The 23,559-nt window shown below is 72.2% G+C and carries 22 protein-coding genes; 16 read left to right on the top strand and 6 right to left on the bottom strand.

What is annotated here, in order from left to right:
* The first annotated feature begins 51 nt into the window (after positions 1-51).
* The 9 genes from NUT86_RS18390 to NUT86_RS18350 all read left to right on the top strand — a co-directional run bounded on the left by NUT86_RS18390 (position 52) and on the right by NUT86_RS18350 (position 10,107).
* The gene (locus NUT86_RS18390; protein WP_274736446.1) at positions 52-1,374 is read left to right on the top strand and encodes a hypothetical protein; all 1,323 of its coding nucleotides are present in this window, start codon (positions 52-54) and stop codon (positions 1,372-1,374) included.
* A gap of 109 nt (positions 1,375-1,483) precedes the next feature.
* Positions 1,484-3,331: a glutamine--fructose-6-phosphate transaminase (isomerizing) gene (gene glmS, locus NUT86_RS18385; RefSeq protein ID WP_026169842.1), complete on the top strand. Its 1,848-nt coding sequence runs from the start codon at positions 1,484-1,486 to the stop codon at positions 3,329-3,331.
* Positions 3,328-3,696, top strand: a complete 369-nt coding sequence (locus NUT86_RS18380; RefSeq protein WP_274736445.1) for a holo-ACP synthase — start codon at positions 3,328-3,330, stop codon at positions 3,694-3,696. The genes glmS and NUT86_RS18380 overlap by 4 nt, the downstream gene beginning before the upstream one ends.
* A gap of 415 nt (positions 3,697-4,111) precedes the next feature.
* Complete coding sequence (locus NUT86_RS18375) at positions 4,112-5,536, top strand: NAD(P)H-hydrate dehydratase (protein ID WP_159487756.1); 1,425 nt, start codon at positions 4,112-4,114, stop codon at positions 5,534-5,536.
* Positions 5,537-5,645: 109 nt separating this feature from the next.
* The gene (locus NUT86_RS18370) at positions 5,646-6,464 is read left to right on the top strand and encodes a L,D-transpeptidase family protein (protein ID WP_093640414.1); all 819 of its coding nucleotides are present in this window, start codon (positions 5,646-5,648) and stop codon (positions 6,462-6,464) included.
* A gap of 59 nt (positions 6,465-6,523) precedes the next feature.
* Positions 6,524-7,711: an alanine racemase gene (gene alr, locus NUT86_RS18365; protein ID WP_274736444.1), complete on the top strand. Its 1,188-nt coding sequence runs from the start codon at positions 6,524-6,526 to the stop codon at positions 7,709-7,711.
* Positions 7,708-9,042, top strand: coding sequence for an alpha/beta fold hydrolase (locus tag NUT86_RS18360; RefSeq protein WP_018090866.1), 1,335 nt, complete (start codon positions 7,708-7,710; stop codon positions 9,040-9,042). The genes alr and NUT86_RS18360 overlap by 4 nt, the downstream gene beginning before the upstream one ends.
* An 82-nt stretch (positions 9,043-9,124) precedes the next feature.
* Positions 9,125-9,661 (top strand): tRNA (adenosine(37)-N6)-threonylcarbamoyltransferase complex ATPase subunit type 1 TsaE, encoded by a 537-nt coding sequence (tsaE, locus tag NUT86_RS18355; RefSeq protein WP_266446381.1) that lies wholly within the window; start codon positions 9,125-9,127, stop codon positions 9,659-9,661.
* Between the two features lie 197 nt (positions 9,662-9,858).
* On the top strand, positions 9,859-10,107 hold the full coding sequence (locus NUT86_RS18350) for a hypothetical protein (protein WP_018090864.1): 249 nt from the start codon (positions 9,859-9,861) through the stop codon (positions 10,105-10,107).
* 40 nt (positions 10,108-10,147) lie between these two features.
* Here NUT86_RS18350 and NUT86_RS18345 read toward each other — a convergent pair whose 3' ends face one another.
* Entirely contained in the window at positions 10,148-10,717 is a 570-nt protein-coding gene (locus NUT86_RS18345; protein WP_018090863.1) for a L,D-transpeptidase, read from the bottom strand.
* Positions 10,718-10,856: 139 nt separating this feature from the next.
* Here NUT86_RS18345 and tsaB point away from each other — a divergent pair, with 139 nt between their 5' ends.
* The 4 genes from tsaB (at position 10,857) to NUT86_RS18325 (ending at position 13,730) form a co-directional block, all read left to right on the top strand.
* Positions 10,857-11,516 (top strand): tRNA (adenosine(37)-N6)-threonylcarbamoyltransferase complex dimerization subunit type 1 TsaB, encoded by a 660-nt coding sequence (gene tsaB, locus NUT86_RS18340; RefSeq protein WP_018090862.1) that lies wholly within the window; start codon positions 10,857-10,859, stop codon positions 11,514-11,516.
* Positions 11,513-12,097 (top strand): ribosomal protein S18-alanine N-acetyltransferase, encoded by a 585-nt coding sequence (gene rimI, locus NUT86_RS18335; RefSeq protein WP_274736443.1) that lies wholly within the window; start codon positions 11,513-11,515, stop codon positions 12,095-12,097. Before tsaB ends, rimI begins: the two co-directional genes overlap by 4 nt.
* Before the next feature lie 5 nt (positions 12,098-12,102).
* A complete protein-coding gene (gene tsaD / locus NUT86_RS18330; RefSeq protein WP_018090860.1) occupies positions 12,103-13,242 on the top strand; it encodes a tRNA (adenosine(37)-N6)-threonylcarbamoyltransferase complex transferase subunit TsaD in 1,140 nt (379 codons plus the stop codon).
* A gap of 122 nt (positions 13,243-13,364) precedes the next feature.
* Entirely contained in the window at positions 13,365-13,730 is a 366-nt protein-coding gene (locus NUT86_RS18325) for a hypothetical protein (protein ID WP_018090859.1), read from the top strand.
* On the opposite strand, the gene NUT86_RS18320 is transcribed toward NUT86_RS18325, so the two are convergent.
* The gene (locus tag NUT86_RS18320; RefSeq protein ID WP_159487763.1) at positions 13,714-14,967 is read right to left on the bottom strand and encodes a class I SAM-dependent methyltransferase; all 1,254 of its coding nucleotides are present in this window, start codon (positions 14,965-14,967) and stop codon (positions 13,714-13,716) included. The genes NUT86_RS18325 and NUT86_RS18320 overlap by 17 nt on opposite strands.
* Positions 14,968-15,487: 520 nt before the next feature.
* Positions 15,488-16,843, bottom strand: coding sequence for an FtsW/RodA/SpoVE family cell cycle protein (locus tag NUT86_RS18315; RefSeq protein WP_274736442.1), 1,356 nt, complete (start codon positions 16,841-16,843; stop codon positions 15,488-15,490).
* Positions 16,844-17,376: 533 nt separating this feature from the next.
* Between NUT86_RS18315 and groES the strand changes: the two genes are divergently transcribed.
* Both groES and groL read left to right on the top strand, forming a co-directional pair.
* A complete protein-coding gene (groES, locus tag NUT86_RS18310; protein WP_018090856.1) occupies positions 17,377-17,685 on the top strand; it encodes a co-chaperone GroES in 309 nt (102 codons plus the stop codon).
* 135 nt (positions 17,686-17,820) lie between these two features.
* Complete coding sequence (gene groL, locus NUT86_RS18305; RefSeq protein ID WP_018090855.1) at positions 17,821-19,443, top strand: chaperonin GroEL; 1,623 nt, start codon at positions 17,821-17,823, stop codon at positions 19,441-19,443.
* A gap of 166 nt (positions 19,444-19,609) precedes the next feature.
* On the opposite strand, the gene NUT86_RS18300 is transcribed toward groL, so the two are convergent.
* From NUT86_RS18300 to NUT86_RS18290, 3 genes are all read right to left on the bottom strand, one after another.
* Positions 19,610-20,668 carry a hydroxyacid dehydrogenase gene (locus NUT86_RS18300; protein ID WP_274736441.1) on the bottom strand — a complete coding sequence of 353 codons (1,059 nt, stop codon included), beginning with the start codon at positions 20,666-20,668 and terminating at the stop codon, positions 19,610-19,612.
* Positions 20,669-20,911: 243 nt separating this feature from the next.
* Positions 20,912-21,685 carry an SDR family NAD(P)-dependent oxidoreductase gene (locus tag NUT86_RS18295; RefSeq protein WP_093639824.1) on the bottom strand — a complete coding sequence of 258 codons (774 nt, stop codon included), beginning with the start codon at positions 21,683-21,685 and terminating at the stop codon, positions 20,912-20,914.
* A 133-nt stretch (positions 21,686-21,818) separates the two neighbouring features.
* On the bottom strand, positions 21,819-22,484 hold the full coding sequence (locus tag NUT86_RS18290) for an MOSC domain-containing protein (RefSeq protein ID WP_274736440.1): 666 nt from the start codon (positions 22,482-22,484) through the stop codon (positions 21,819-21,821).
* 152 nt (positions 22,485-22,636) lie between these two features.
* Between NUT86_RS18290 and NUT86_RS18285 the strand changes: the two genes are divergently transcribed.
* The gene (locus NUT86_RS18285; protein ID WP_018090851.1) at positions 22,637-23,548 is read left to right on the top strand and encodes a LysR family transcriptional regulator; all 912 of its coding nucleotides are present in this window, start codon (positions 22,637-22,639) and stop codon (positions 23,546-23,548) included.
* The last annotated feature ends 11 nt before the right edge of the window (positions 23,549-23,559 follow it).

Below are 23,559 nucleotides of genomic sequence, written 5' to 3'. Positions count from 1 at the left end.
AACCCGAGGCCACGTCGGTTCCTCGGTGCGCAGTGTGAAGGACAGTTTCGGATGACTCGGGCCCGTGCCATCAGCTTCTTCCTGACGACCGCCGGTGTGGGGGTGCTGGCGGCGGTGGTGCGGGTGTTGCTGCGGCCCTCCGCGGCGCTGCCGCGGTGGGATCTGCTGGCTTGTCTCGCGCTGACGGTGGTCGGGCTGGTGGGTGCGCTCGTGTGCCTGCGGCGGGGGCCTTTCCCGCAAGGGGGGCGGGCTGAGACGCGTGGCCACTGGTGGCCCGATCGGATCGGTGGGTGGATTGCCACCGGTATGTGTGCCGGGATCGTGCCCGTGGGGCTGTTCTTCTATGCAGCCCTTTCGTTCTCCCCGGAGGCCGATCGGATCACCGAGGCCAAAGGCCGCATCCAGGCGATTGCTGTCCAGAAAGTGCTCTCCTCGGAGTATGTCCGGAAAAAGCATTCTGGTCACTACAAGGTGGTCGCCCGGCTCTCCGTACCGTTCGATGCTGGAACCAGGTCCGAAAAGGCTGAGTTCACCTCGAAACACTGGTTGGAGAGCGGCGACAAGGTCTGGGCTCTCTATGCTCCATCGTCTGCCAACCTTGGCTTTGTTGTGGATACCGACCGGGAAGCCTTGGAGGAGAAGCTGGGCGGTACCGGGCATCCGCTCATGTTGATGGGCGTGGGTGTCCTCACGGTCTGCTGTTCACTCTTCGGTCTCCTCGGAGAGTTCTTCAGCAGGACCTCACGCAGCCTTAGGGGTCCGCTCAAGAAGGGCCTTTGTCGATCGCTGCCCGTCACAGTGAAGAGCGTCGGTGTGGTGGTGGACGAAACCACTGACAGCAAGGGGGGCACGACCAAGCAGCCCAAACCCCGGCTGAAACTCGAAGGGCGCGAGGGGGGGCACCTGCACGTTCTGCTCGACCCGGTGGTCGATCCCTCGCACCTTTCCCGGGAGATCAAGGGTCTTCAAGCGAAGCTCTACTGGGTCAGATTCGCTGCCGTCCGACCCGGGCCGAAGAGAGTGCGCGCGATGCTGGTGCTGGACGGGCAGCGGTGTGTTCAGGGTGTCCTCAGGGTTGCCGGAGAATCGGAGTGCCCCGAGGGTGACCCCGTACCGGCCGCCGAATCCCTCCCCGAGGGGGACGGTCTGCGGGCGATTCGTACGTATCCGGCCTGGGATCCGGAGCTGCACTCCGAGGGGCTGTGGTGGCTTGTGGCGGGGGTTGTCGCGCTCGGGGCCGTCGCCTTCGGTGTCGGACGCTGGGCGACATTCATTCTGTGCGTCGCCGCATACGGCTTCCTGTTCATCGCGCGCATGGTGATGAAGGACAGCCGTACGCGGTATCTGAAGGGCTTCCTTCCGGACCCCGGGTAGCGGCAAGCACGGTGGGTGGCCTGCTCGTTCGTGGAGGGTGGGCGGTGCGGGACGAGCTGGGTGCGTGGTCGTACGTGGTGCCGTTGGGCGTGGCGCGTACGCTGCCTGCATGTGCGGAATCGTGGGATATGTGGGCGGGCAGAGCGCCCTTGATGTCGTCCTGGCCGGGCTGAAGCGGCTGGAGTACCGCGGGTATGACTCCGCGGGGGTGGCCGTGCTGGCGGACGGTGGTCTGGCGGCGGCCAAGAAGGCCGGGAAGCTCGCCAACCTGGAGAAGGAGCTGGCGGACCGTCCGTTGCCGGCCGGTTCGACGGGTATCGGGCACACCCGGTGGGCCACTCACGGCGGGCCCACCGACGAGAACGCCCACCCGCATCTGGACAACGCCGGCCGGGTCTCGGTCGTGCACAACGGCATCATCGAGAACTTCGCCGGGCTGCGCGCCGAACTCACCGACCGCGGGCATGAGTTGGCGTCCGAGACGGACACCGAGGTCGTGGCGCATCTGCTCGCCGAGGCCTATTCGTCCTGCGGGGAGCTGGCCGAGTCGATGCGGCAGGTGTGCCGGCGGCTGGAGGGCGCGTTCACGCTGGTCGCGGTGCATGCCGATGAGCCGGACGTGGTCGTCGGAGCGCGCCGTAACTCGCCGCTGGTGGTCGGTGTCGGGGACGGCGAGGCCTTCCTGGCCTCGGATGTGGCGGCGTTCATCGCGCACACCCGCGAGGCGATCGAGCTGGGCCAGGACCAGGTCGTGGAGCTGCGCCGGGACGGTGTGACGGTCACCGACTTCGACGGGGTGCCCGCCGAGGTGCGGGAGTACCACGTCGACTGGGACGCCTCGGCCGCCGAGAAGGGCGGCTACGACTACTTCATGCTGAAGGAGATCGCCGAGCAGCCGAAGGCCGTCGCGGACACGCTGCTGGGGCGGATCGACGGGTCGGGCGTGCTGTCGCTGGACGAGGTGCGGATCCCGCCGGAGGTGCTGCGCGAGGTCGACAAGGTCGTCATCGTGGCGTGCGGGACGGCGTACCACGCGGGGATGATCGCCAAGTACGCGATCGAGCACTGGACCCGGATCCCGTGCGAGACGGAGCTGGCGAGTGAGTTCCGCTACCGCGATCCGATCCTGGACCGGCACACGCTGGTCATCGCGATCAGCCAGTCCGGCGAGACGATGGACACCCTGATGGCGCTGCGGCATGCGCGGGAGCAGGGCGCGAAGGTGCTCGCCATCTGCAACACGAACGGGTCGACCATCCCGCGGGAGTCGGACGCGGTGCTGTACACGCACGCCGGGCCCGAGGTGGCGGTCGCCTCCACGAAGGCGTTTCTGACCCAGCTGGTGGCCTGCTATCTGGTGGCGCTGTACGTCGCGCAGGTGCGGGGCACGAAGTGGGGCGACGAGATCCGGGACGTGGTGCGCGAACTGGCGGCCATCGGCACCCAGGTCGAGCAGGTGCTGGGCACGATGGAGCCGGTACGGGAGCTGGCGCGCTCCCTCGCCGACAAGAACACGGTGCTCTTCCTCGGGCGGCATGTGGGCTATCCGGTGGCGCTGGAGGGTGCGCTGAAGCTCAAGGAGCTCGCGTACATGCACGCGGAGGGCTTCGCGGCCGGGGAGCTCAAGCACGGGCCGATCGCGTTGATCGAGGACGATCTGCCGGTGGTGGTGGTCGTGCCGTCGCCGCGGGGGCGGTCCGTGCTGCACGACAAGATCGTGTCGAACATCCAGGAGATCCGGGCCCGGGGGGCGCGCACGATCGTGATCGCGGAGGAGGGGGACGAGACGGTGGTGCCGTACGCGGATCACCTCGTACGGATCCCGCGGACGCCGGTGCTGCTGCAGCCGCTGGTGTCCACGGTCCCGCTGCAGGTCTTCGCCTGCGAGCTGGCCACCGCTCGCGGCAACGAGGTCGACCAGCCGCGCAACCTCGCCAAGTCGGTGACGGTGGAATGATCATCGGGGTCGGGATCGATGTCGCCGAGATCGACCGCTTCGGCGAGGCGCTGAAGCGTACGCCGGAGCTGGCGCGGCGGCTGTTCATCGAGGAGGAGCTGATGCTGCCGAGTGGTGAACGGCGCGGTATCGCCTCCTTGGCGGCGCGGTTCGCCGCCAAGGAGGCGCTGGCCAAGGCGCTCGGGGCGCCGGGCGGGCTGCACTGGACCGATGCCGAGGTGTATGTCGAGGACAGCGGGCAGCCGCGGCTGCGGGTGCAGGGGACGGTCGAGGCGCGGGCGGTGGAGCTCGGGGTGCGGTCGTGGCATGTGTCGATGAGTCATGACGCGGGGGTGGCTTCTGCTGTGGTGATTGCGGAGGGGTGAGGGCGCCCCCTTGCGGCGCTCGCCGCCGTGGGGCGGGGGGCCTCGCCGTGCGGCGCGCCCCGGGTGTGTTCGTGGTGCGGCGCGCGCCTCGTGGTGCGGCGTGCGCCCCGAATCGTTGGGGTGCGGGGACGGGCCTCCGGAGGCGGTGTCAGGACTGCTTCGCTTTACGTCCTGACACCGCCTCCTCCGGCCCGTCCCCTTCCGTGTGTTCGGCGGTGTCGGGCCGTGGGGGGCCGGGGGAGGGAATGCGGGGGTGCTGCTTCGGGGGGCGGGGAGGTAGGTGGTCGCCGTCCCCTCCTCGGCTCGCCCCCCAACTCTCCCCCAGGGGCTGTGCCGGTCCCTCGGATCACGGACTGGCCTGCCCGGTGGGGGGAAATGCGGGTCGGCCGGTGGGTGAGGGGTGAGACTGGGCGGTATGAGGACTGCTTACAGCGTGGAGACCGTGCGGGGCGCGGAGCGGGAGCTCATGGGGCGGTTGCCCGAAGGGGCTCTGATGCAGCGAGCGGCGGCCGGACTGGCCGTGGCCTGTGGGGAGTTGCTGGGGCGGGTGTACGGCAGCCGGGTGGTGCTGCTGGTGGGCAGCGGTGACAACGGCGGGGACGCGCTGTACGCCGGTGCACGGCTGGCCCGGAGAGGGGCCGGGGTGGTGGCCGTGCTGCTGTCGCCCGAACGGGCCCATCAGGGCGGGCTGGCCGCGCTGCGGGCGGCCGGGGGGCGGGTTTCGGACGATGCGCTGCGGGACATCGGACGGGCCGATCTGGTCGTGGACGGCATCGTCGGGATCGGGGGGCGGGGCGGGCTGCGCCCGGAGGCCGCGCAACTCGCCCGGGCCGCATGGGAGTCGGCGCGGGTGGTGGCGGTCGATCTGCCCAGCGGTGTGGACGCGGACAGCGGTGAGGTGCACGGGGACGCCGTACGGGCCGATGCGACGGTGACGTTCGGCGCGTACAAGCCGGGGCTGCTGATCGATCCGGCGCGGGAGCGGGCGGGCGCGCTGCGGCTGGTGGACATCGGGCTCACGCTGCCGGAGGACGCCGAGATGGAGGCGCTGCAGCATGCGGACGTGGCGGATCTGCTGCCGCGTCCGGTGCCCGAGAGCGACAAGTACCGGCGGGGCGTGGTCGGGGTGGTCGCCGGCTCCGCGCGGTATCCGGGGGCGGCGGTGCTCGCGGTGGCGGGCGCGTTGCGGGGCGGCGCGGGGGCCGTGCGGTATGTCGGGCCGGCCGCCGAGGCGGTGCTGGCGCACTTCCCGGAGACGCTGGTGCATCCCGGGCCGCCGGACAAGGCGGGCCGGGTGCAGGCGTGGGTGATCGGGCCCGGCATCGGGGAGGAGGCGGACGCGCTGGAGGAGGTGCTGGCGGCGGAGGTGCCGGTGCTGGTGGACGCGGACGGTCTGCGGTTCCTGTCGCCGCAGCGAACCCGGGAGCGGACGGCCGAGACGTTGCTGACGCCGCATGCGGGGGAGGCCGCCGCGCTGCTCGGACGCGGGCGCGAGGAGGTCGAGGCGGCACGGCTGGCCTCCGTACGGGAGTTGGCGGCGCAATACGGTGCCACGGTGCTGCTCAAGGGCTCGACGACGCTGGTGGCGGAGGCGGACGGTCCGGTACGGGTCAACCCCACCGGGACCAGCTGGCTGGCGACGGCCGGGAGCGGGGACGTGCTGTCGGGGGTGACCGGGTCGCTGCTCGCCGCGGGACTCCCGGCGCGGGACGCGGGTTCCGTCGGCGCGTATCTGCACGGGCTGGCGGCCCGCCGCGCGGCCGGGCCGGCCGGCGCGCCGATCCTGGCCTCGGAGGTCGCCGCCCATCTGGACGCCGCCTGGCGTGATGTGACGGACTGACAGCTGCCGGTGCGGCCGTTACGCCCCGCGGGGGAACGGTGCGGGCACCAGGGCGAACCTGGTGCCCGGTGGGCTTGTACGACCGCGCGGTCACGGCATGCGTGAGGGCATGAAACGCACCTTTTCCGCGCTGCTGGTCTGCGCCTCGCTCCTCGTTGTCGCCGGGCCGCCCGCGGTGGCCGTGGCGCCGTCGCCCGCGGTGGCCGTGACGCCCCCGTCCGCCGCGTACCGACTGCCCGACCTGGTTCCCGGGATCCCGCGCGCGGGGCGGGAGGCAGCCGGGTCGCGGCACATCGAGTACGTGCCGCGGTCCGAGGCGGCGCACGCCGGCACCAGGGCGCTGCGGTGCAGCGCCTCCACCGGGCCCTACCAGCGGCAGGCGGAGCGCTATCTGGGGCGGCAGGTGGACGGGCGGCAGAGCACGGGGGACTGCCGGGCGATCCGGCGGTTCCAGCAGGCGCACCGCATCGCGCCGGCGACCGGATTCGCGGGACCGGTCACCGGGGCGACGGTGCGGCTGATGCGGGCCAAGAAGGACCCCAACCGGGCCGGTCACTGCCCGGACCTTCCCCAGCGGACCGCGTGTGTCGATCTGAACCGGCAGCTGATGTGGGTGCAGCAGAGCGGACGGGTGATCCTCGAACCGGTGGTGATCCGGTCGGGAGCGCCGACGATGGAGACCCGCACCGGTTCGTACCGGATCTATCTGCGGCACCGGCGCCACATCTCGAACCTGTACGGCACGCGGATGCCGTACGCCCAGTTCTTCGACCGCGGGGAGGCGCTGCACGGCGTCTACGAGGACATCTTCTCGGGGCCCGGCTCGCACGGCTGCGTCAACCTCACCATGACGGACGCGCGGAGGGCGTGGGAAGTGCTGCGGAAGGGCGACACCGTGTACGTCTGGGGGCGGAAGCCCGGCGTGTGAGCGCGGTTTCCCCGCCCGTCCCCCGGGGCCCCGCGGCGTCGCCTGCGACACTGAGGGGGATGAACGAGACAGCAAAGCGCGCCCGCGCCGCCATCGACCTCGCCGCCGTGCGGTCGAACGTGCGTGCACTGCGGGACCGCGCACCCCGGGCAGAGCTGATGGCCGTGGTCAAGTCCGACGGCTACGGACACGGGGCGGTGCGCTGTGCGCGCGCCGCTCGTGAGGCCGGTGCGGGCTGGCTGGGCACGGCGCTGCCCGAGGAGGCGTTCGCGCTGCGTGCGGCGGGCGACACCGGGCGGCTGCTGTGCTGGCTGTGGACGCCGGGCGGCCCCTGGCGCCGGGCCGTCGAGCAGGACATCGACGTCGCGGTGAGCGGGATGTGGGCGCTGCGCGAGGTGACCGGCGCGGCGCGGGAGTGCGGCCGGACCGCCCGGGTCCAGCTCAAGATCGACACCGGGCTCGGCCGCAACGGCTGCGCGCCCGCCGACTGGGCGGAACTGACCGCCGCGGCCCGTGCCGCCGAGGCCGAGGGCGCGGTGGCCGTCACCGGCGTCTGGTCGCACTTCGCCTGCGCCGACGAGCCCGGGCACCCCTCGATCGCCGCCCAGCTGGCCGTCTTCCAGGAGGCGTTGAAGACCGCCGGGGCGGCCGGGCTGCGCCCCGAGGTGCGGCACATCGCCAACACCCCGGCGCTGCTGACCCTCCCCGAGGCGCACTTCGACCTGGTCCGCACCGGAATCGGCATCTACGGCATCTCGCCCAGCCCCGAGGTCGGCACCTCCCAGGACTTCGGGCTGCGGCCCGCGATGACGCTGGAGGCCTCGCTCGCGTCGGTCAAGCGTGTCCCGGGCGGCCACGGCGTGTCGTACGGGCACCACTACACGACCCCCGGCGAGACCAGCCTGGCGCTGGTCCCCCTCGGCTATGCGGACGGCATCCCGCGGCACGCCTCCGGCACCGGCCCGGTGCTGGTCGCCGGCAAGTGGCGGACGGTCGCCGGGCGGATCGCGATGGACCAGTTCGTGGTCGACCTGGGCGGCGACAGCGCCGAGCCGGGCGATCCGGCGGTGCTGTTCGGCCCGGGGGACCGCGGTGAGCCGACCGCGGAGGACTGGGCCCGGGTGGCCGGAACCATCGGCTACGAGATCGTCACACGGATCGGAAGCCGGGTCCCGCGCGTCTATGTGGACAGCGGCATACGGAACGAAGCCGGAGGAGACAGCGCGCTCACGGGGGGTACGGCATGACCGAGGGACAGGAGGCCGCCGCGCAGGCGGTCGAGACGGCCGTCGAGGCGGCCGGCAACTGGGCACGGGCGGGCCGGCACGCCGGCGTGGCCGGTGCCGCGATCGGTGTGGTCGCGGCGGGCGCCGCGGCCGGGGTGGCGATAGAGCGGATGACGGTCGGCCGCGGGATGCGCCGCCGCGCCCGGCTCGCGCTGGACGCCGCCGGCCCGTACGGCACGCTGCGCGGCACACCGGGCGCGGCGATCGCCGAGGACGGCACCGAGCTGTACTACGAGGTCGACGAGCCGGGCGTGGAGTCGGCCAGGCCGGAGAAGGACGACCACCAGGGCAAGGCCAGGAACGGCAAGGGCGCCAAGGCCGACCGGTCCGCCAAGCCCGTCCGCGGGAAGGAGGCGCGGGCCGCGCAGGAGGCCCAGAGCGGTCTGCGCAAGCGGCTGACGGCGGCGCTGGGGCGGCGCTCCGCGGCTCCCACGGTCGTCTTCAGCCACGGCTACTGCCTCAGCCAGGACTCCTGGCACTTCCAGCGCTCCGCACTGCGCGGCACGGTGCGCACCGTCCACTGGGACCAGCGCAGCCACGGCCGCTCCTCGCGCGGCCACGGCCAGATCGACGGCACGGAACCGGTCACCATCGACCTGCTGGGCCGGGACCTGAAGGCGGTACTGGACGCCGCGGTCCCCGAGGGGCCGATCGTGCTGGTCGGGCACTCCATGGGCGGCATGACGGTGATGGCGCTGGCCGACCAGTTCCCCGAGTACGTCGCGGAGCGGGTGGTCGGGGTGGCCCTGATCGGCACGTCCGCGGGCCGGCTCAGCGAGGTCGCCTTCGGGCTGCCGTCCATGGGCGTCAAGGCCTTCCACTGGCTCGCGCCGGGCGTGCTGAAGGCGCTGGGCTGGCAGAGCGAGATCGTCGAGCGCGGACGGCGGGCCACCGCCGATCTGTTCGCGGGGCTGATCAAGCGGTACTCGTTCGGGACGCCGGAGAAGGTGGACCCGGGCATCGCGCGCTTCGGCGAGCGGCTGATCGAGGCGACCCCGATCGATGTGGTCGCCGAGTTCTTCCCGGCGTTCGCGGTGCATGACAAGACCGAGGCGCTGGTCGCGTACGACGCGGTGCCCGCGCTGGTGCTCGCCGGGGAGAGCGATCTGATCACCCCGGCCGACCACAGCCGGGCGATCGTCGAGGTGCTGCCCGACGCGGAGCTGGTGTGCGTCCCCGGCGCCGGGCATCTGGTGATGCTGGAGCGGCCCGAGCTGGTCAATGAGCACCTGGTGTCCCTGGTGGAACGGGCCGGCGCGGCGGCCCGCAGCTCCCGGCACGCCCGCGCCTGAGCCCCGGCCCGGTCTGCCGGGGCTTGGCCCGGCAGACCGAGGGGTGGCGGCGGGGCTACGGGCGGGACGTACCATTTGCGGCATGAGCACCACCGGCGCGATGGCGCACATTACCGTCAAGTCCCCCGAACAGATGCAGGAGTTGGGCCGCCGTCTGGCCCCGCTGCTGCGCCCCGGTGACCTGGTACTGCTCACCGGTGAGCTGGGAGCCGGCAAGACGACGCTGACCCGCGGCCTGGGCGAGGGCCTGGGCGTGCGCGGCGCCGTGACCTCTCCCACCTTTGTCATCGCCCGGGTGCACCCCTCGCTGGCCGGCGGCCCCCCGCTGGTGCACGTCGACGCGTACCGGCTCGGCGGCGGGCTGGACGAGATGGAGGACCTGGACCTCGATGTCTCGCTGCCGGAGTCGGTGGTGGTCGTGGAGTGGGGCGACGGCAAGGTCGAGGAGCTGTCCGAGGACCGGCTGCATGTGGTCATCGGGCGCGCCGTGGGGGCGGACGCGCCGGGCGGCCCGGAGGCGGCCCTGGAGGCCGGGGTGGACGATGTGCGCGAGGTGACGGTCACCGGTCTCGGCGCGCGCTGGGCCGACGCCGGTCTGCCCGCGCTGGAGACCTGCTGACGACGGGGCGGGCGGCCGCGGCGGCCGTTTCGCCCGGTCATGGATCCGGCCGGACGTCCGTAGTTTCCGACAAGCCGTCGGTAAGATGTTGCGTACCGGGTGCCGGGCGTGGTGACATGGGTGGAGACCCCAGTTAGGTGAGCCTAAGTAGCGAGCCTAGCTTCTGTCGCTTGCCCCAGGAGCCCCGGGAGGCGTCCATGTCGGCCCACCAGCCCGCCCCCACGCCCGACGGGCGTGAGAGCACCCCCTTCGCGGCGGCCGGGCGCGATGCGCGCGAGACGCCGACCATGAATGAGCTGCTGGCGGCGGGCGCCGCGGCCAGCGCGGTCTCCACGCCCCCCGACGCCGCCGAAGAAGCCCGTCAGGGCAGGCCGGCGGACGAGCCGGAGGCGGAGGAGGAGTCCGAGCCCGGGACGGCGTCCACCGGGGGCCGCGACGCGGCGTAGCCCGTAGGGGCGAAAGGCGGACGGTCCGGGAGCCGCGTGGTCAGGAGACCACGACGACCTTGGTGCCCTGCAGCGCGAAGTCCCACATCGCCTTGCCGTCGTCCCGCGACTCACGGATACCGCCGGTCTTCTTCGACGGGTCCGGTGTGGGCCGGGAGCCGTCGACGGCCGCGCTGAAGCCGATCGTGACGTTGCCGACGGTGGCGAACCGCACCACATGCTCGATCGCTATCCCGTCCGAGCCCGTGACGCTGACCGACCGCGAGCCGACCGCGTAGGTCCCCGGCGGCGGGCTGACCGTGCTCGGCGCGACCGTGAACGTACGCCGCACCTTCTCCTGCGCGCCGACCAGCCAGACCCGCTTGGCGTCGAGCGAGTAGACGATCCGCTGGCCCTTGCCGGACGCCGGGGGGACCGGGGCCGGAGCGGGGGCCTTCTCCTTCTTGCCGGACCGGTCCGGCTGCTTCTTGGGGGTGCTGTGGTGGCTGTCCTTACGGGCCTCGGTGAGGGTGTCCGGGGCGGACGCCGCGGCCTGGTAGCCGAGCACTCCGACCGCGACCACGGCCGCCGTGGTCAGCGCGGTGACGATCGTGCTGCTCTTAGCGGGCACCGCTGTGCCACCTTTCCTCCCTCTCCCTGCCACCGGCGGGGAGTCCCGGGCCAGGGCGCCGGGCTGCTTGCTGCTGGGCTACGGGGGCGACGGTAGCACCGGGAACCGGAACCACCCGCCGAGCCGTAGTCTTAAGGACGTGCTGCTGCTAGCTCTTGACACCGCCACCCCCGCCGTCACCGTCGCGCTCCATGACGGCACCCGCGTCCTCGCCGAGTCCCGCCAGGTGGATGCGCGCCGGCACGGCGAGCTGCTGCTGCCCGCCGTCGACCGGGTGCTGGCCGAGGCCGGCCACAAGCTCGACGAGGTCAGCGACATCGTGGTCGGCGTGGGCCCGGGACCGTACACGGGGCTGCGCGTCGGCCTGGTGACCGCCGCCACCTTCGGCGCCGCGCTCGGCGTACCCGTCCACGGTCTGTGCACCCTGGACGGCCTCGCCCACGCCTCCGGGCTGACCGAGCCCTTCATCGTGGCCACCGACGCCCGCCGCAAAGAGGTCTACTGGGCGCGCTACGGCGATGCCCGCACGAGGCTGACCGAACCCGCCGTCGACCGCCCCGCGGACCTCGCCGACCAGGTGGCCGGAGTCCCGGCCGTGGGCGCGGGCGCGCTGCTCTACGACACGGTCTTCACCGGCGTACGGCGCGAGGCGCCCGAGCACCAGTCCGCCGCCGCGCTGGCCGAGCTGGCCGCCGGGAAGCTCGCGGCGGGCGAGGAGCTGCTGCCGCCGCAGCCGCTGTATCTGCGGCGTCCGGACGCCCAGGTGCCCGCCAACTACAAGGTGGTCACTCCCCGGTGAGTTCCCGCCCGTCGCCCGACCAGCAGACCTCGGCGCCTCCCCCAGACGCTGTCCGGGGGGACCCCCGGCGCGGCGACGTCGCCCGGCCCGAGGCTGTGCTGCGCGAGATGCGCTGGTGGGACATACCGCCGGTGCTGGAGCTGGAGCGGGAGCTGTTCCCCGAGGACGCCTGGTCGCCGGGCATGTTCTGGTCCGAGCTGGCGCATGCGCGCGGGCCGTACGCCACCCGCCGCTACCTGGTCGCCGAGCAGGACGGCCGGCTGGTGGGCTACGGCGGGCTGGCCGCCGTCGACGGCACCGGCGACATCCAGACCATCGCCACCGCCCGCGACCAGTGGGGCACCGGCCTCGGCGCCCGGCTGCTGACCGAACTCCTCGGCGCCGCAACGGACTTCGAATGCCATGAGGTGCTGCTGGAGGTCCGGGTCGACAACCTCCGCGCCCAGCGCCTCTACGAGCGCTTCGGCTTCGAGCCGATCGGCTTCCGCCGCGGCTACTACCAGCCCGGCAATGTCGACGCCCTCGTGATGCGCCGCACCACCCAGACCTCCTCCGAAGCACCCTCCGTACAAGGAACTTGAGAACCATGGCTGACTCACGCGGCGGACCGCTCGTCCTCGGCATCGAGACCTCCTGCGACGAGACCGGTGTCGGCATCGTCCGCGGCCACACCCTCCTCGCCGACGCGGTCGCCTCCAGCGTCGACGAGCACGCCCGCTTCGGCGGCGTGGTGCCGGAGGTGGCCTCGCGCGCCCACCTGGAGGCGATGGTCCCCACCATCCAGCGCGCCCTGAAGGACGCCGGGGTCGCGGCCTCCGACCTGGACGGGATCGCGGTCACCGCGGGACCGGGCCTGGCCGGTGCGCTGCTGGTCGGCGTCTCGGCCGCCAAGGCGTACGCCTACGCCCTCGGCAAGCCGCTCTACGGCGTCAACCACCTCGCCTCGCACATCTGCGTCGACCAGCTGGAACACGGCGCGCTCCCGGAGCCGACCATGGCCCTGCTGGTGAGCGGCGGCCATTCGTCGCTCCTCCTGGCCCCGGACATCACCTCCGACGTACGGCCGCTGGGCTCGACCATCGACGACGCGGCCGGTGAGGCGTTCGACAAGATCGCGCGGGTGCTGAACCTCGGCTTCCCGGGCGGCCCGGTCATCGACCGCTACGCCCGCGAGGGCAACCCCGACGCGATCCGCTTCCCGCGCGGTCTGACCGGCCCGCGTGACCCGGTCTACGACTTCTCCTTCTCCGGTCTGAAGACCGCCGTGGCCCGCTGGATCGAGGCCAAGCGGGCGGCCGGTGAGGAGGTGCCGGTGGCGGACGTCTCGGCGTCCTTCCAGGAGGCCGTGGTGGATGTGCTGACCCGTAAGGCCGTCCGGGCCTGCAAGGACAACGGTGTGGACCACCTGATGATCGGCGGCGGGGTCGCGGCCAACTCCCGGCTGCGGGCGATGGCCGAGCGCCGCTGCGAGGACGCCGGCATCACCCTGCGGGTGCCGCGGCCCAAGCTGTGCACCGACAACGGTGCGATGGTCGCCGCCCTGGGCGCGGAAATGGTGGCCCGCAACCGGCCGGCCTCCGCCTGGGACCTCTCCGCGGACTCGTCGCTCCCGGTCACCGAGCCCCATGTGCCCGGCGAGTTCCCCGAGGACGCACCCGCGGGCCACACCCACCACCACGACCATGACCACGTCCACGAGATGAGCAAGCACAACCTCTACTCGTGAGGCCCGGCGAGGGCTCGTTTTGTACTTCTGCGAGTCCTCGCCGCCACCCCCGGCCCGACGCCCGGCCCGAGGTCTTACCCTGACGTGCAGTACCGAGCGCGTACGTGGGGAGGCGGCAGGCCGTGGACTGGTTCTGGTGGGTCTTCATCTTCTTCATGGCGGGCGGCTTCGCGAAGGTCGCCGACACCGCCCGCACCGCGCTGCGCACCCGGCACGAACGCAAGATGGAACGCCTGGAGACCGCCCGCCAGGAACGGCAGGAGCTGGCCGCCGCCCAGAAGCCGCCGGAACCGGTGTGCGGCTGCACCCACCACCTCGCCAAGCATGACAAAAAGGGCAAGTGTCATGAGCGGGTCGAGGTAGCGGTCGCCTGGGACGCCGACCACAAGCCGCTGGAGTACGAAGCGGGTCAGTGCACCTGCCAGCAGTACATCGGCCCGCAGCCGCTCTCCCAGATCTACGCCGAGGACCTCACCGACCTGGCGTGAGCGGGTCCGTGGCCGGGTGCCCCAGCAGCATGCTGGGGGCGCCGTCGACCCGGGTGAGGAAGATCGTGCAGGACTTGCGTCCGCCGCCGAGCTTCAGCTTCTTGCGCAGCTCCTCGGGCTCGACCGCGGAGCCCCGCTTCTTGATCACCGCGATACCGACCTCGCGCTCCCGCAGCAGCGCCTTGAGCCTCTTGACGTGGAACGGCAGCACATCGGTGATCGCGTAGGCGGTCGCGTACGGCGTCGCGGTCAGCCGGTCCGCGGTGATGTAGGCGATCGTCGGATCGATCAGCCGCCCGCCGACCTGCCGGGCGACATCCGCGACAAGATGGGCCCGGATCACCGCCCCGTCCGGCTCGTACAGCCAGTCACCGACCGGGCCGACCGGCGCGTGCGGCGCGTCGTCGTCGCCGGCGGACGGGTCCGGCAGCCCGGTGCCGAGCAGGGAGTCCCCGGCGGGAAGCAGGGTGGCGCGGCGGCCACCGGGCACCGGCCGGGGCGCGCCGCCCTCACCCGTACCGAACCACACCACGGCCTCCTTGACGTCGCCCCCGTCCGAGATCCACTCCGTCTCGGCATCCTCGGGCAGCGCCTCGTGCGGCACCCCCGGCGCGATCTTCAACGCCGCGACCGGTGCCTTGCGGGCCGCCTCGACGGCCCAGGACAACGGAGGCGCGTACGCCTCGGGGTCGAAAATCCGGCCGCCCCGAGCCTTGCTGCGCCGCGCCGGATCCACGAACACCGCGTCATACCCGGCGGTGTCCACCTCCGTCACATCCGCGCAGCGCACCTCGATCAGCTCCGCGAGCCCCAGCGCCTCGGCGTTGGCCCGGGCCGCCGCACACGCCAACGGGTCACGGTCGACGGCCAGTACCCGGATCCCGGCCCGCGCCAGGGCGAGCGCGTCACCGCCGATACCGCAGCACAGGTCGGCCAGCGTACGGACGCCCAGCGCGGCGAGGCGGGTGGCGCGGTGGGTGGCGACCGTGGCGCGGGTCGACTGCTCGACGCCGTTCGGCGTGAAGTACATCCGCCAGGCGTCCGCCCCGAACTTCGCCACCGCCCGCTGCCGGAGCCGCGCCTGCCCGAGCGCCGCGGAAACGAGCTCCGCGGGGTGCTCCCGCCGCAGCCGGGTGGCTGCCGCCAGCTCATCCGCCGGGTCGTGGTCCCGCAATTCGGCCAGCAGGGCCTGGCCCTCCGGGGTGAGGAGGCGGTGGAAGGTGTCGAGGTCGTTCACGACCTCATTGTCTCCCCACGTTTTCGGCTTTCCCGCCGTGGGGGCTTGGCCCCGTTTCGGGTCCGCTGCGCGGGGCGTGGGCGCGGGTGACACTTGCGGGTGCCCCGCCGTTGCGCCTGCGGCGGGCTGGGTGGGTGTCGGGTGCGGTGACGGACCTCCGGGGCCTGGTGTGTGGACTGCTTCGCTTTACGTCCACACACCAGGCCCCTCCGGCCCGTCCCCTCCCGTTGGGGGAGTGTGTACAGGTGGGTGGGGGTGGGCGTCCGTAGGCGGCACTTTCGCTCCTGCTTCGCGAGGAGCACATGACCAGCGGCGGGCACCCCCACCAAGGTTTTTCCCACCCCTCCACGGGAGGGGACGGGCCGGAGCGGGTGGGGTGCCGGACGTAAAGCGAAGCAGTCCGGCACCCCACCCGCGGAGGCCCGTCACCGCACCCCGACAGCCCCGCGCAGCGGACCCGCCCGCCGCCAGGCGCAACGGCGAGCAACACCCACGGCGGGAAAGCCAAAAACGTGGGAGGTCACCTGACGGGCTCACGCCGGCGCTGCGCATGGTCGCTGATCCGCAACAGCAGTGCCACCATCACCCAGTTCGCGACCAGCGAGGAGCCCCCCTTGGCGAGGAACGGGAGGGCCTTGCCGGTCAGGGGGATCAGGCCGGTGACGCCGCCGGAGACGACGAAGACCTGGAGCAGCAGCGCCCCGGACAGCCCGACGGCGAGCAGCTTGCCGAAGGGGTCGCGGGCGCTCAGCCCGACCCGCAGACCGCGCTGTGCCAGCAGCACGTACAGCATGATCACGGCCATCACGCCGGCCAGTCCGAGCTCCTCGCCGACGGTGGTGAGGATGAAGTCGCTGTTGCCGGCGAAGCCGATCAGCTCGGGGTGGCCCTGGCCCAGGCCGCTGCCGCTGATGCCGCCGCTGCCGAAGCTGAGCAGCGCCTGGCCGAGCTGGTTGGACATGTGCTCCGCCTGGCCGGCCTTGGTGAAGGCCCGCATGGGGTCCAGCCAGGCGGTGACCCGGCCGTGGACATGCGGTTCGAGGGAGCCGACCACGGCCGCGCCGACAGTGGCCATCAGCAGACCGCACACCACCCAACTGGTGCGGTCGGTGGCCATGTAGAGCATGATCACGAAGACGCCGAAGAAGATCAGCGAGGTGCCGAGGTCCCGTTCGAAGATCAGCACCAGCAGGCTGATCGCCCAGATCGTGAAGATCGGGGCGAGCTGCCGCCCCGGGGGCAGCTGGATGCCCAGGGCGCGGCGGCCGGCCAGTGCCAGCGCATCGCGGTTGACGGTGAGATAGCCCGCGAAGAACACCGAGATCATGATCTTCACGAACTCACCGGGCTGCAGCGACAGGGGCCCCAGCAGGATCCAGCGCTTGGCGCCGTACATATCGGCGCCGAAGAAGGCCGGTGCCATCAGCAGCACCAGCGCGATCACCATCGTCAGATAGATGTAGCGCTGCAGGATGCGGTGGTCGCGCAGTATCAGGAGGATGGCGATGCAGACCGCCACACCGATCGCCGTCCACACCAGCTGGCCGTTGGCCGCCGCGGCGGTCTTCAGCCGGGGCGTCTGCGCGTAGGTGATGTCCAGGCGGTGCAGCAGCACCAGCCCGATCCCGGTCAGCAGGGTCGCCACCGGCAGGATCAGCGGATCGGCCCGGGGCGCGAAGCGGCGCAGGACCAGATGCGGGAGCAGCGCCATGAGCAGCATGCTGACGGTGAAGACGGCCAGCCCGTCGGGCAGTCGGCCGCTCATCGACAGACCGGTGTAGGTGTAGCCGAAGACCGCGATCAGGACGACGAGGGCGAGCAGCCGTGCCTCGGTTCTCCGCCGGTCCGGTGCCTGGGCCAGGGCGGCAAACGTCATGGTGCGTTCGACGTCGCTCTCCGGGACCCTGGCCCTCCGGGGAACTCGGGTCGCTGCACACACGGGATTCCTCCGCCATCGGTCGTCGAGGCCGCCGGCCGGCCGGGAACGGGCCCGGTTCGTCGGCCCGGCAGTCGGGGAGGTAGACGAGGCAGCCGGTGGCGTGGTTGCGAGTTCAGGGGAAGGTGTGTCCGATTTGGCGGGAACCTGCCCGCTGGATGCCTCGTCACCCGCCCCGCCCCCGCGGTGGATGACCATGATCGCCGAATGCGGGCGGCCGCGGAACCCCGGCTCCGTGCGGCCTGCCGCCCCGGTTCCGTACGGCCGGTCAACCGCGGCGGGGGAAGAGCCCCCCGCCGCGCTGGCACTCCGCTTGACCGAGTGCTAACCGCGTCATAGTCTCAGCGTTGGCACTCTCCAGTGGGGAGTGCCAACACAGCGACGGGCAGGTCCGGCACCCGCGACGACGGATCCACCTGGTCGCCACCTCAGACAGTTAACCCCGTGAGATCTCCGAAGGGGGAGGTCGGATCGTGACGACCACCAGCTCCAAGGTTGCCATCAAGCCGCTTGAGGACCGCATTGTGGTCCAGCCGCTCGACGCCGAGCAGACCACGGCCTCGGGCCTGGTCATTCCGGACACCGCCAAGGAGAAGCCCCAGGAGGGCGTCGTCCTGGCCGTGGGCCCGGGCCGGGTCGAGGACGGCAAGCGCGTCGAGCTCGACGTGAAGGTCGGCGACGTCGTGCTCTACAGCAAGTACGGCGGCACCGAGGTGAAGTACAACAACGAGGACTACCTCGTTCTCTCGGCTCGCGACGTTCTCGCGATCGTCGAGAAGTAAGTCACCCAGTTTTGCCGTGATCTGCGCCCCTGGTTCCCGCGTCTAAACAACCCGGGGCAGGGGCGCAGTTCGTTTGAGCGACAGCGGTCCCCACGCCGTGGCCGAGGATCGCAATGAGAGGACTTGAAGCAACCGATGGCGAAGATCCTGAAGTTCGACGAGGACGCCCGTCGCGCCCTTGAGCGCGGCGTCAACAAGCTTGCCGACACCGTCAAGGTGACGATCGGCCCCAAGGGCCGCAACGTCGTCATCGACAAGAAGTTCGGCGCGCCGACGATCACCAACGACGGTGTCACCATCGCGCGTGAGGTCGAGGTCGACGACCCGTACGAGAACCTTGGCGCCCAGCTCGTCAAGGAGGTGGCGACCAAGACCAACGACATCGCGGGTGACGGCACCACCACCGCCACCGTGCTGGCCCAGGCGCTGGTCCGCGAGGGCCTGCGCAACGTCGCCGCCGGCGCCTCCCCCGCCGCCCTGAAGAAGGGCATCGACGCCGCCGTCAAGGCCGTGTCCGACGAGCTCCTCGCGACCGCCCGTCCGATCGATGACAAGTCCGACATCGCCGCCGTGGCCGGCCTGTCCGCGCAGGACAAGCAGGTCGGCGAGCTCATCGCCGAGGCGATGGACAAGGTCGGCAAGGACGGTGTCATCACCGTCGAGGAGTCCAACACCTTCGGTCTGGAGCTGGACTTCACCGAGGGCATGGCCTTCGACAAGGGCTACCTCTCGCCGTACATGGTCACCGACCAGGAGCGTATGGAGGCCGTCCTCGAGGACCCGTACATCCTGATCCACCAGGGCAAGATCGCCTCGATCCAGGACCTGCTGCCGCTGCTGGAGAAGGTCATCCAGGCCGGTGCCTCCAAGCCGCTGCTGATCATCGCCGAGGACGTCGAGGGCGAGGCCCTGTCGACCCTGGTCGTGAACAAGATCCGTGGCACCTTCAACGCCGTGGCCGTCAAGGCCCCCGGCTTCGGTGACCGCCGCAAGGCGATGCTCGGCGACATGGCCACCCTCACCGGTGCCACCGTCATCGCCGAGGAGGTCGGCCTCAAGCTCGACCAGGCCGGTCTGGACGTGCTCGGCACCGCCCGCCGCGTGACCGTCACCAAGGACGACACCACCATCGTCGACGGTGGCGGCAAGGCCGAGGACGTCACCGGCCGGGTGGCCCAGATCAAGGCCGAGATCGAGTCCACCGACTCGGACTGGGACCGCGAGAAGCTCCAGGAGCGCCTCGCCAAGCTCGCCGGTGGCGTCTGCGTCATCCGCGTGGGTGCGGCCACCGAGGTCGAGCTCAAGGAGAAGAAGCACCGTCTGGAGGACGCCATCTCCGCGACCCGCGCCGCGGTCGAGGAGGGCATCGTCTCCGGTGGTGGCTCCGCGCTGGTCCACGCCGGCAAGGTGCTGGAGGGCTCCCTCGGCAAGGAGGGTGACGAGGCCACCGGTGTCGCCGTCGTCCGCCGCGCCGTCGTCGAGCCGCTGCGCTGGATCGCGGAGAACGCCGGCCTCGAGGGCTACGTCATCACCGCGAAGGTCGCCGAGCAGGACAAGGGCAACGGCTTCAACGCCGCCACCGGCGAGTACGGCGACCTGGTCAAGGCCGGCGTCATCGACCCGGTCAAGGTCACCCGCTCCGCCCTGGAGAACGCCGCGTCGATCGCTTCGCTGCTCCTGACGACCGAGACCCTGGTCGTCGAGAAGCCCGCGGAGGAGGAGCCGGAGGCCGGTCACGGTCACGGCCACTCGCACTGACGTGAGCCGCCGCGCTCGCTGATGTGAGCCGTCGCCCCGGCTGACGCGCTTCATCGGCCTGCTTCACCTGAGACCCGGTTCCCGCTGCGGCGGGGGCCGGGTCTTCGGGTTTTCCGGCGGGGTGGCGAGTGCGGTACCCACCCGCGCGGGGTGCGGGCTCCCCGGCTCACGCCGAGTGGTGCAGATCCTCCGGCCGTACGGGGGTGAGGAACGGGCGGCCCCGGCCGTAGCGTTCGAGTTCGTCGAGGGCGTGGTCGGCCAGGCGGTGGAGTTCGGTGCCCAGTGACCCCGCCACGTGCGGGGTCAGCAGCACGTTCGGCAGGTCGTACAACGGCGAGCCGGGGGGCGGGAGTTCGGGCTCGGTGACGTCGAGGACGGCGTGCAGCCGGCCGGTCGTCAGCTCGGGGAGCAGGGCCGTCTCGTCGACCAGCGAGCCGCGGGCGGTGTTGATCAAGGTCGCGCCGTCGGGCATCAGGCCCAGTTCGCGGGCGCCGAGCAGATGGCGGGTGGCGGGCAGCTGTGGGGCGTGCACGGTGACGATGTCGCTCTCGGCGCAGAGGGCGTCGAGGGAGACCGGGGCCACGCCGAGCCGGGCGGCCTCGGCGGCGTCCACGTACGGGTCGTACAGCAGGACGCGCAGGTCGAACGGGCGCAGCAGCTCGATGACGCGACGGCCGATGCGGGAGGCGCCGATGACGCCGACGGTGCGGCGGTAGTTGCCGGCCCCGTCGAGTTCGCGCGGCCAGTCGTGGGGTGCCCGCAGGCCGCGGTAGCGGTGGGCGGAGTGCAGGACGCGCTTGTTGGCGAAGAGGACCGCGGCGAGGGTGTATTCGGCGACCGGGAGGGCGTTGGCGGCGGCGGCCGAGGTGACGGCGATACCGCGGTCCCAGCAGGCGTCCGTGAGGTGGTGCTTGACCGATCCGGCGGCGTGGACGACGGCCCGCAGCCGGGGGGCCGCGGCCAGGACCCGGTCGGTGAGGGGCGGTGCGCCCCAGCAGGTGAGCAGCACCTCGGCGTCGGCGAGGGCGGCGGCGACCCCGGGGGCGGGGTCGGCCAGATCGTGGGCGACGAGGCGGGGGTCGGTACGGGCGAGGGCCGCGAGGCGGGTGTGGTGGCGGCCGTCCAGGAGCCGCTCGGCGACGCCCGGGCCCATCGACAGCAGCAAGCGGGGCCGGACCGGCGGCACTTCCCCGGGCCCGGGGGGACGGTCAGAGGTGGGGTGCATCGTGCTGAACGGTCCTCCTTCGCGGGGGCGCGCCGGCGCTCGTCGCTTCCTGTCCCTTTCCGTCCCTTCCCGTCGCTCCCCGTCATGGGGCGTCGTTGCGTGTCGTGGCGCGCCCTGTGCCGGTCCGCCGGGGCGGGACTGTGGGTGCACCGCCCTTCCCCGCACCCCACAGCCCCGGCCCGCACGCCACGGCCATGGCACCACCACGGCACCGCACCCGGCAAGAGGCGAAGTGACCCGGCGTCAGCGGGGCCCGTACTTCCGGCCGGTACGGGACGTCAGACCGCTCAGCACGCCACGGGGCGCCAGCTTCACGGCGCCCATCAGCGCCTTGTACCGCGGATCGGGAATGGAGAGCGACTTCCCCCGCGTCAGGTCCTTCATCGCGGCGTCGACCAGCTTGTCCGCGTCCAGCCACATCCACCCGGGGATGTTGTCCGTCCCCATCCCGGCGCGCTGGTGGAACTCGGTCCGTACGAACCCCGGGCACAGCGCCATCAACCGCACGCCGCTCCCCGCCAGATCGCGCGCCGCGCCCTGGGTGAACTGCACGACCCACGCCTTGCTCGCGCCGTAGGTGCCGCGCGGCACGAACGCCGCCACCGACGCCACATTGACCACCGCGCCCCGGCGCCGGTCCCGCATCCCGCGCACCCCGGCCGTGGTCAGCCGCAGCACCGCCTCACAGTGCACCTTGAGCATCGTCAGCTCGTCGGCCATGGGGACTTCGAGGTACTCGCCCTTGTTGCCGAAGCCGGCGTTGTTCACCAGCATGTCCACCGGGTGCTTGGTGTCCGAGAGCCGGGCCTCGACGGCGGCGATGCCCTCCTCGGTGGCCAGATCGGCGCTCAGCACCTCCGCCTCGATGCCGTGCCGGTCGTGCAACTCGGTGGCCTGCTCGTGCAGTCGCTTCTCGTCGCGCGCCACCAGCACCACGCTGTGGCCGTCACTCGCGAGCCGCCGGGCGAACGCCGCCCCGATGCCCGCCGTCGCTCCCGTGATCAATGCAGTCGTCATACGGGCACGCTATCCGCCCGGGGCACGACGCCCGAGCCCCAACCCCCGGCGGCGCGGCCGCCCCACGGACCACCGGCGGCACACCCTGCCCCCACCGCCCCGGGAGCCCGACCCGCCCGTCCGGAAAGGCGGCTCAACCCCCCGCCCGCTCGGCATGCTTCAACGCCTTCCGCCGCGCCTCCTCCGGAAGCGCCGCGCCCGCCTCCAGCAGCCGCGGCAGCAGCTCCCGCCGGGTGGTCAGGGCCCGGAACATCAGCCCGATCGTCACCTCGTGGTCCGGGCGGTGCACCACCTCGACGGCGTCCCCGGCGCGGATCTCGCCCGGCTCGATCACCCGCAGATACGCACCGGGCACCCCGGCCTGGGTGAACCGCCTGATCCAGCCGCGCTCGCCGATCCACCCGTGGAACGTCCGGCAGGGGATCCGCGGTGAGCTCACTTCCAGCAGCAGCTGCGGGCCGACCCGCCAGCGCTCGCCGATATGGGCGCCGGTGACCTCCACACCCGACGTGGTGAGGTTCTCGCCGAAGGTCCCGTTGGCCAGCTCGCGGCCCAGCTCCCGCTGCCAGTCGTCCAGATCCTCCCGTGCGTAGGCGTAGACGGCCTGGTCGTCGCCGCCGTGATGGCGCAGGTCGACCACCGCGTCGCCGGTCAGTCCGCTGCCTCCGACGCCCTTGGGCCCCGGGGCGGTGACCGTCACCGGGCCGTCCACGGGCCGTTTGTCGATGCCGGTACCGCCCTCGGCATCGGTGTGCCGGGACGGGGCGGGCCGGCCGAGATTCACGCTCAGCAGCTTCATGTGGTGCTCCGTTGCTCGATCGGGCGCGGTCCGGGCCCGCTACGTCGGCGTCTACCCAGCTCATGCGTCCCATTGATCTACGCCGGCCATGCGTCCCAAAAGCAACGTCTCCATTTTTCACGATCGACCCAAGAACCGCTTATGCTCGAAACATGATCGAGGCCCGTCATCTCCGTGTGCTGCGCGCCGTGGCCAGGACCGGCTCGTTCTCCGCCGCCGCGCGCGAACTGGGCTGCACCCAGCCGGCCGTCAGCCAGCAGATGAAGGCGCTGGAACAGTCCGCCGGCACCCCGTTGCTGGTCCGCGCGGGCCGCGAGATGCGGCTGACCCAGGCGGGCGAGGCGCTCGTACGGCACGCCGTCGGCATCCTGGCCGGGCTCACCGCCGCCGAGGAGGAGATCGCCGCCATCGCGGGCCTGCGCGCGGGACGGGTGCGGCTGGTCTCCTTCCCTTCCGGCAGCTCGACGCTGGTGCCGACCGCCCTGGCGACGATGCGCGCCGCGCATCCGGGCACCCGGGTCTCGCTGGTCGAGGCCGAGCCGCCGCGCTCGATCGAGATGCTGCGCAACGGTGACTGCGAGATCGCGCTGGCCTTCCGCTATCCGGAGGTGCGCGGTGCGGACCCGGAGGCCGGGGCGGAGTGGGACGACCTGGTGGTGCGCCCGATCCTCGCGGACCGGCTGGTCGGGCTGGTGCCGGACGGTCACCGGCTGGCGAAGGCGGGTGCCGCGCGCTTCGCCGAACTGGCCGACGAACCGTGGATCGCGGGCTGTCCCCGCTGCCGCCGGCATCTCGTGGAGGTCTGTGAGAGCGCGGGCTTCACCCCGCGTATCGACTTCGCGACGGACGACTATCCGGCGGTCATCGGCCTGGTCGGCGCCGGCCTGGGGGTCGCCGCGCTGCCCGAGCTCACGCTGGCGTCGGTGCGCCCCAAGGGAGCCACGGCCGTACGTCTGGAGCCTGCCGTGCACCGCGAGATCGTCGCGCTCACACTGCCGGACCTGGCGCGGGTCCCCGCCGTCGAGGCGACGCTCAACCAGCTGGTGGACGCGGCCAGGCGCTGAGCCGCACCGAA

Origin of the sequence: Streptomyces sp. G7(2002) (assembly GCF_028870195.1) — a bacterium.
Lineage (GTDB): Bacteria > Actinomycetota > Actinomycetes > Streptomycetales > Streptomycetaceae > Streptomyces > Streptomyces nigrescens.
This window is presented reverse-complemented; position numbering and strand designations above follow the sequence as displayed.

Bases quoted from the DNA above. Each gene is read 5' to 3' on its own strand.
- NUT86_RS18315 (WP_274736442.1), bottom strand. From the start codon at position 16,843: ATGACGTTTGCCGCCCTGGCCCAGGCACCGGACCGGCGGAGAACCGAG.
- glmS (WP_026169842.1), top strand. From the start codon at position 1,484: ATGTGCGGAATCGTGGGATATGTGGGCGGGCAGAGCGCCCTTGATGTC.
- NUT86_RS18380 (WP_274736445.1), top strand. From the start codon at position 3,328: ATGATCATCGGGGTCGGGATCGATGTCGCCGAGATCGACCGCTTCGGC.
- NUT86_RS18300 (WP_274736441.1), bottom strand. From the start codon at position 20,668: ATGCACCCCACCTCTGACCGTCCCCCCGGGCCCGGGGAAGTGCCGCCG.
- NUT86_RS18375 (WP_159487756.1), top strand. From the start codon at position 4,112: ATGAGGACTGCTTACAGCGTGGAGACCGTGCGGGGCGCGGAGCGGGAG.
- tsaE (WP_266446381.1), top strand. From the start codon at position 9,125: ATGAGCACCACCGGCGCGATGGCGCACATTACCGTCAAGTCCCCCGAA.
- NUT86_RS18295 (WP_093639824.1), bottom strand. From the start codon at position 21,685: ATGACGACTGCATTGATCACGGGAGCGACGGCGGGCATCGGGGCGGCG.
- alr (WP_274736444.1), top strand. From the start codon at position 6,524: ATGAACGAGACAGCAAAGCGCGCCCGCGCCGCCATCGACCTCGCCGCC.
- NUT86_RS18290 (WP_274736440.1), bottom strand. From the start codon at position 22,484: ATGAAGCTGCTGAGCGTGAATCTCGGCCGGCCCGCCCCGTCCCGGCAC.
- tsaD (WP_018090860.1), top strand. From the start codon at position 12,103: ATGGCTGACTCACGCGGCGGACCGCTCGTCCTCGGCATCGAGACCTCC.
- NUT86_RS18390 (WP_274736446.1), top strand. From the start codon at position 52: ATGACTCGGGCCCGTGCCATCAGCTTCTTCCTGACGACCGCCGGTGTG.
- NUT86_RS18370 (WP_093640414.1), top strand. From the start codon at position 5,646: ATGAAACGCACCTTTTCCGCGCTGCTGGTCTGCGCCTCGCTCCTCGTT.
- groL (WP_018090855.1), top strand. From the start codon at position 17,821: ATGGCGAAGATCCTGAAGTTCGACGAGGACGCCCGTCGCGCCCTTGAG.
- NUT86_RS18350 (WP_018090864.1), top strand. From the start codon at position 9,859: ATGTCGGCCCACCAGCCCGCCCCCACGCCCGACGGGCGTGAGAGCACC.
- NUT86_RS18360 (WP_018090866.1), top strand. From the start codon at position 7,708: ATGACCGAGGGACAGGAGGCCGCCGCGCAGGCGGTCGAGACGGCCGTC.
- NUT86_RS18285 (WP_018090851.1), top strand. From the start codon at position 22,637: ATGATCGAGGCCCGTCATCTCCGTGTGCTGCGCGCCGTGGCCAGGACC.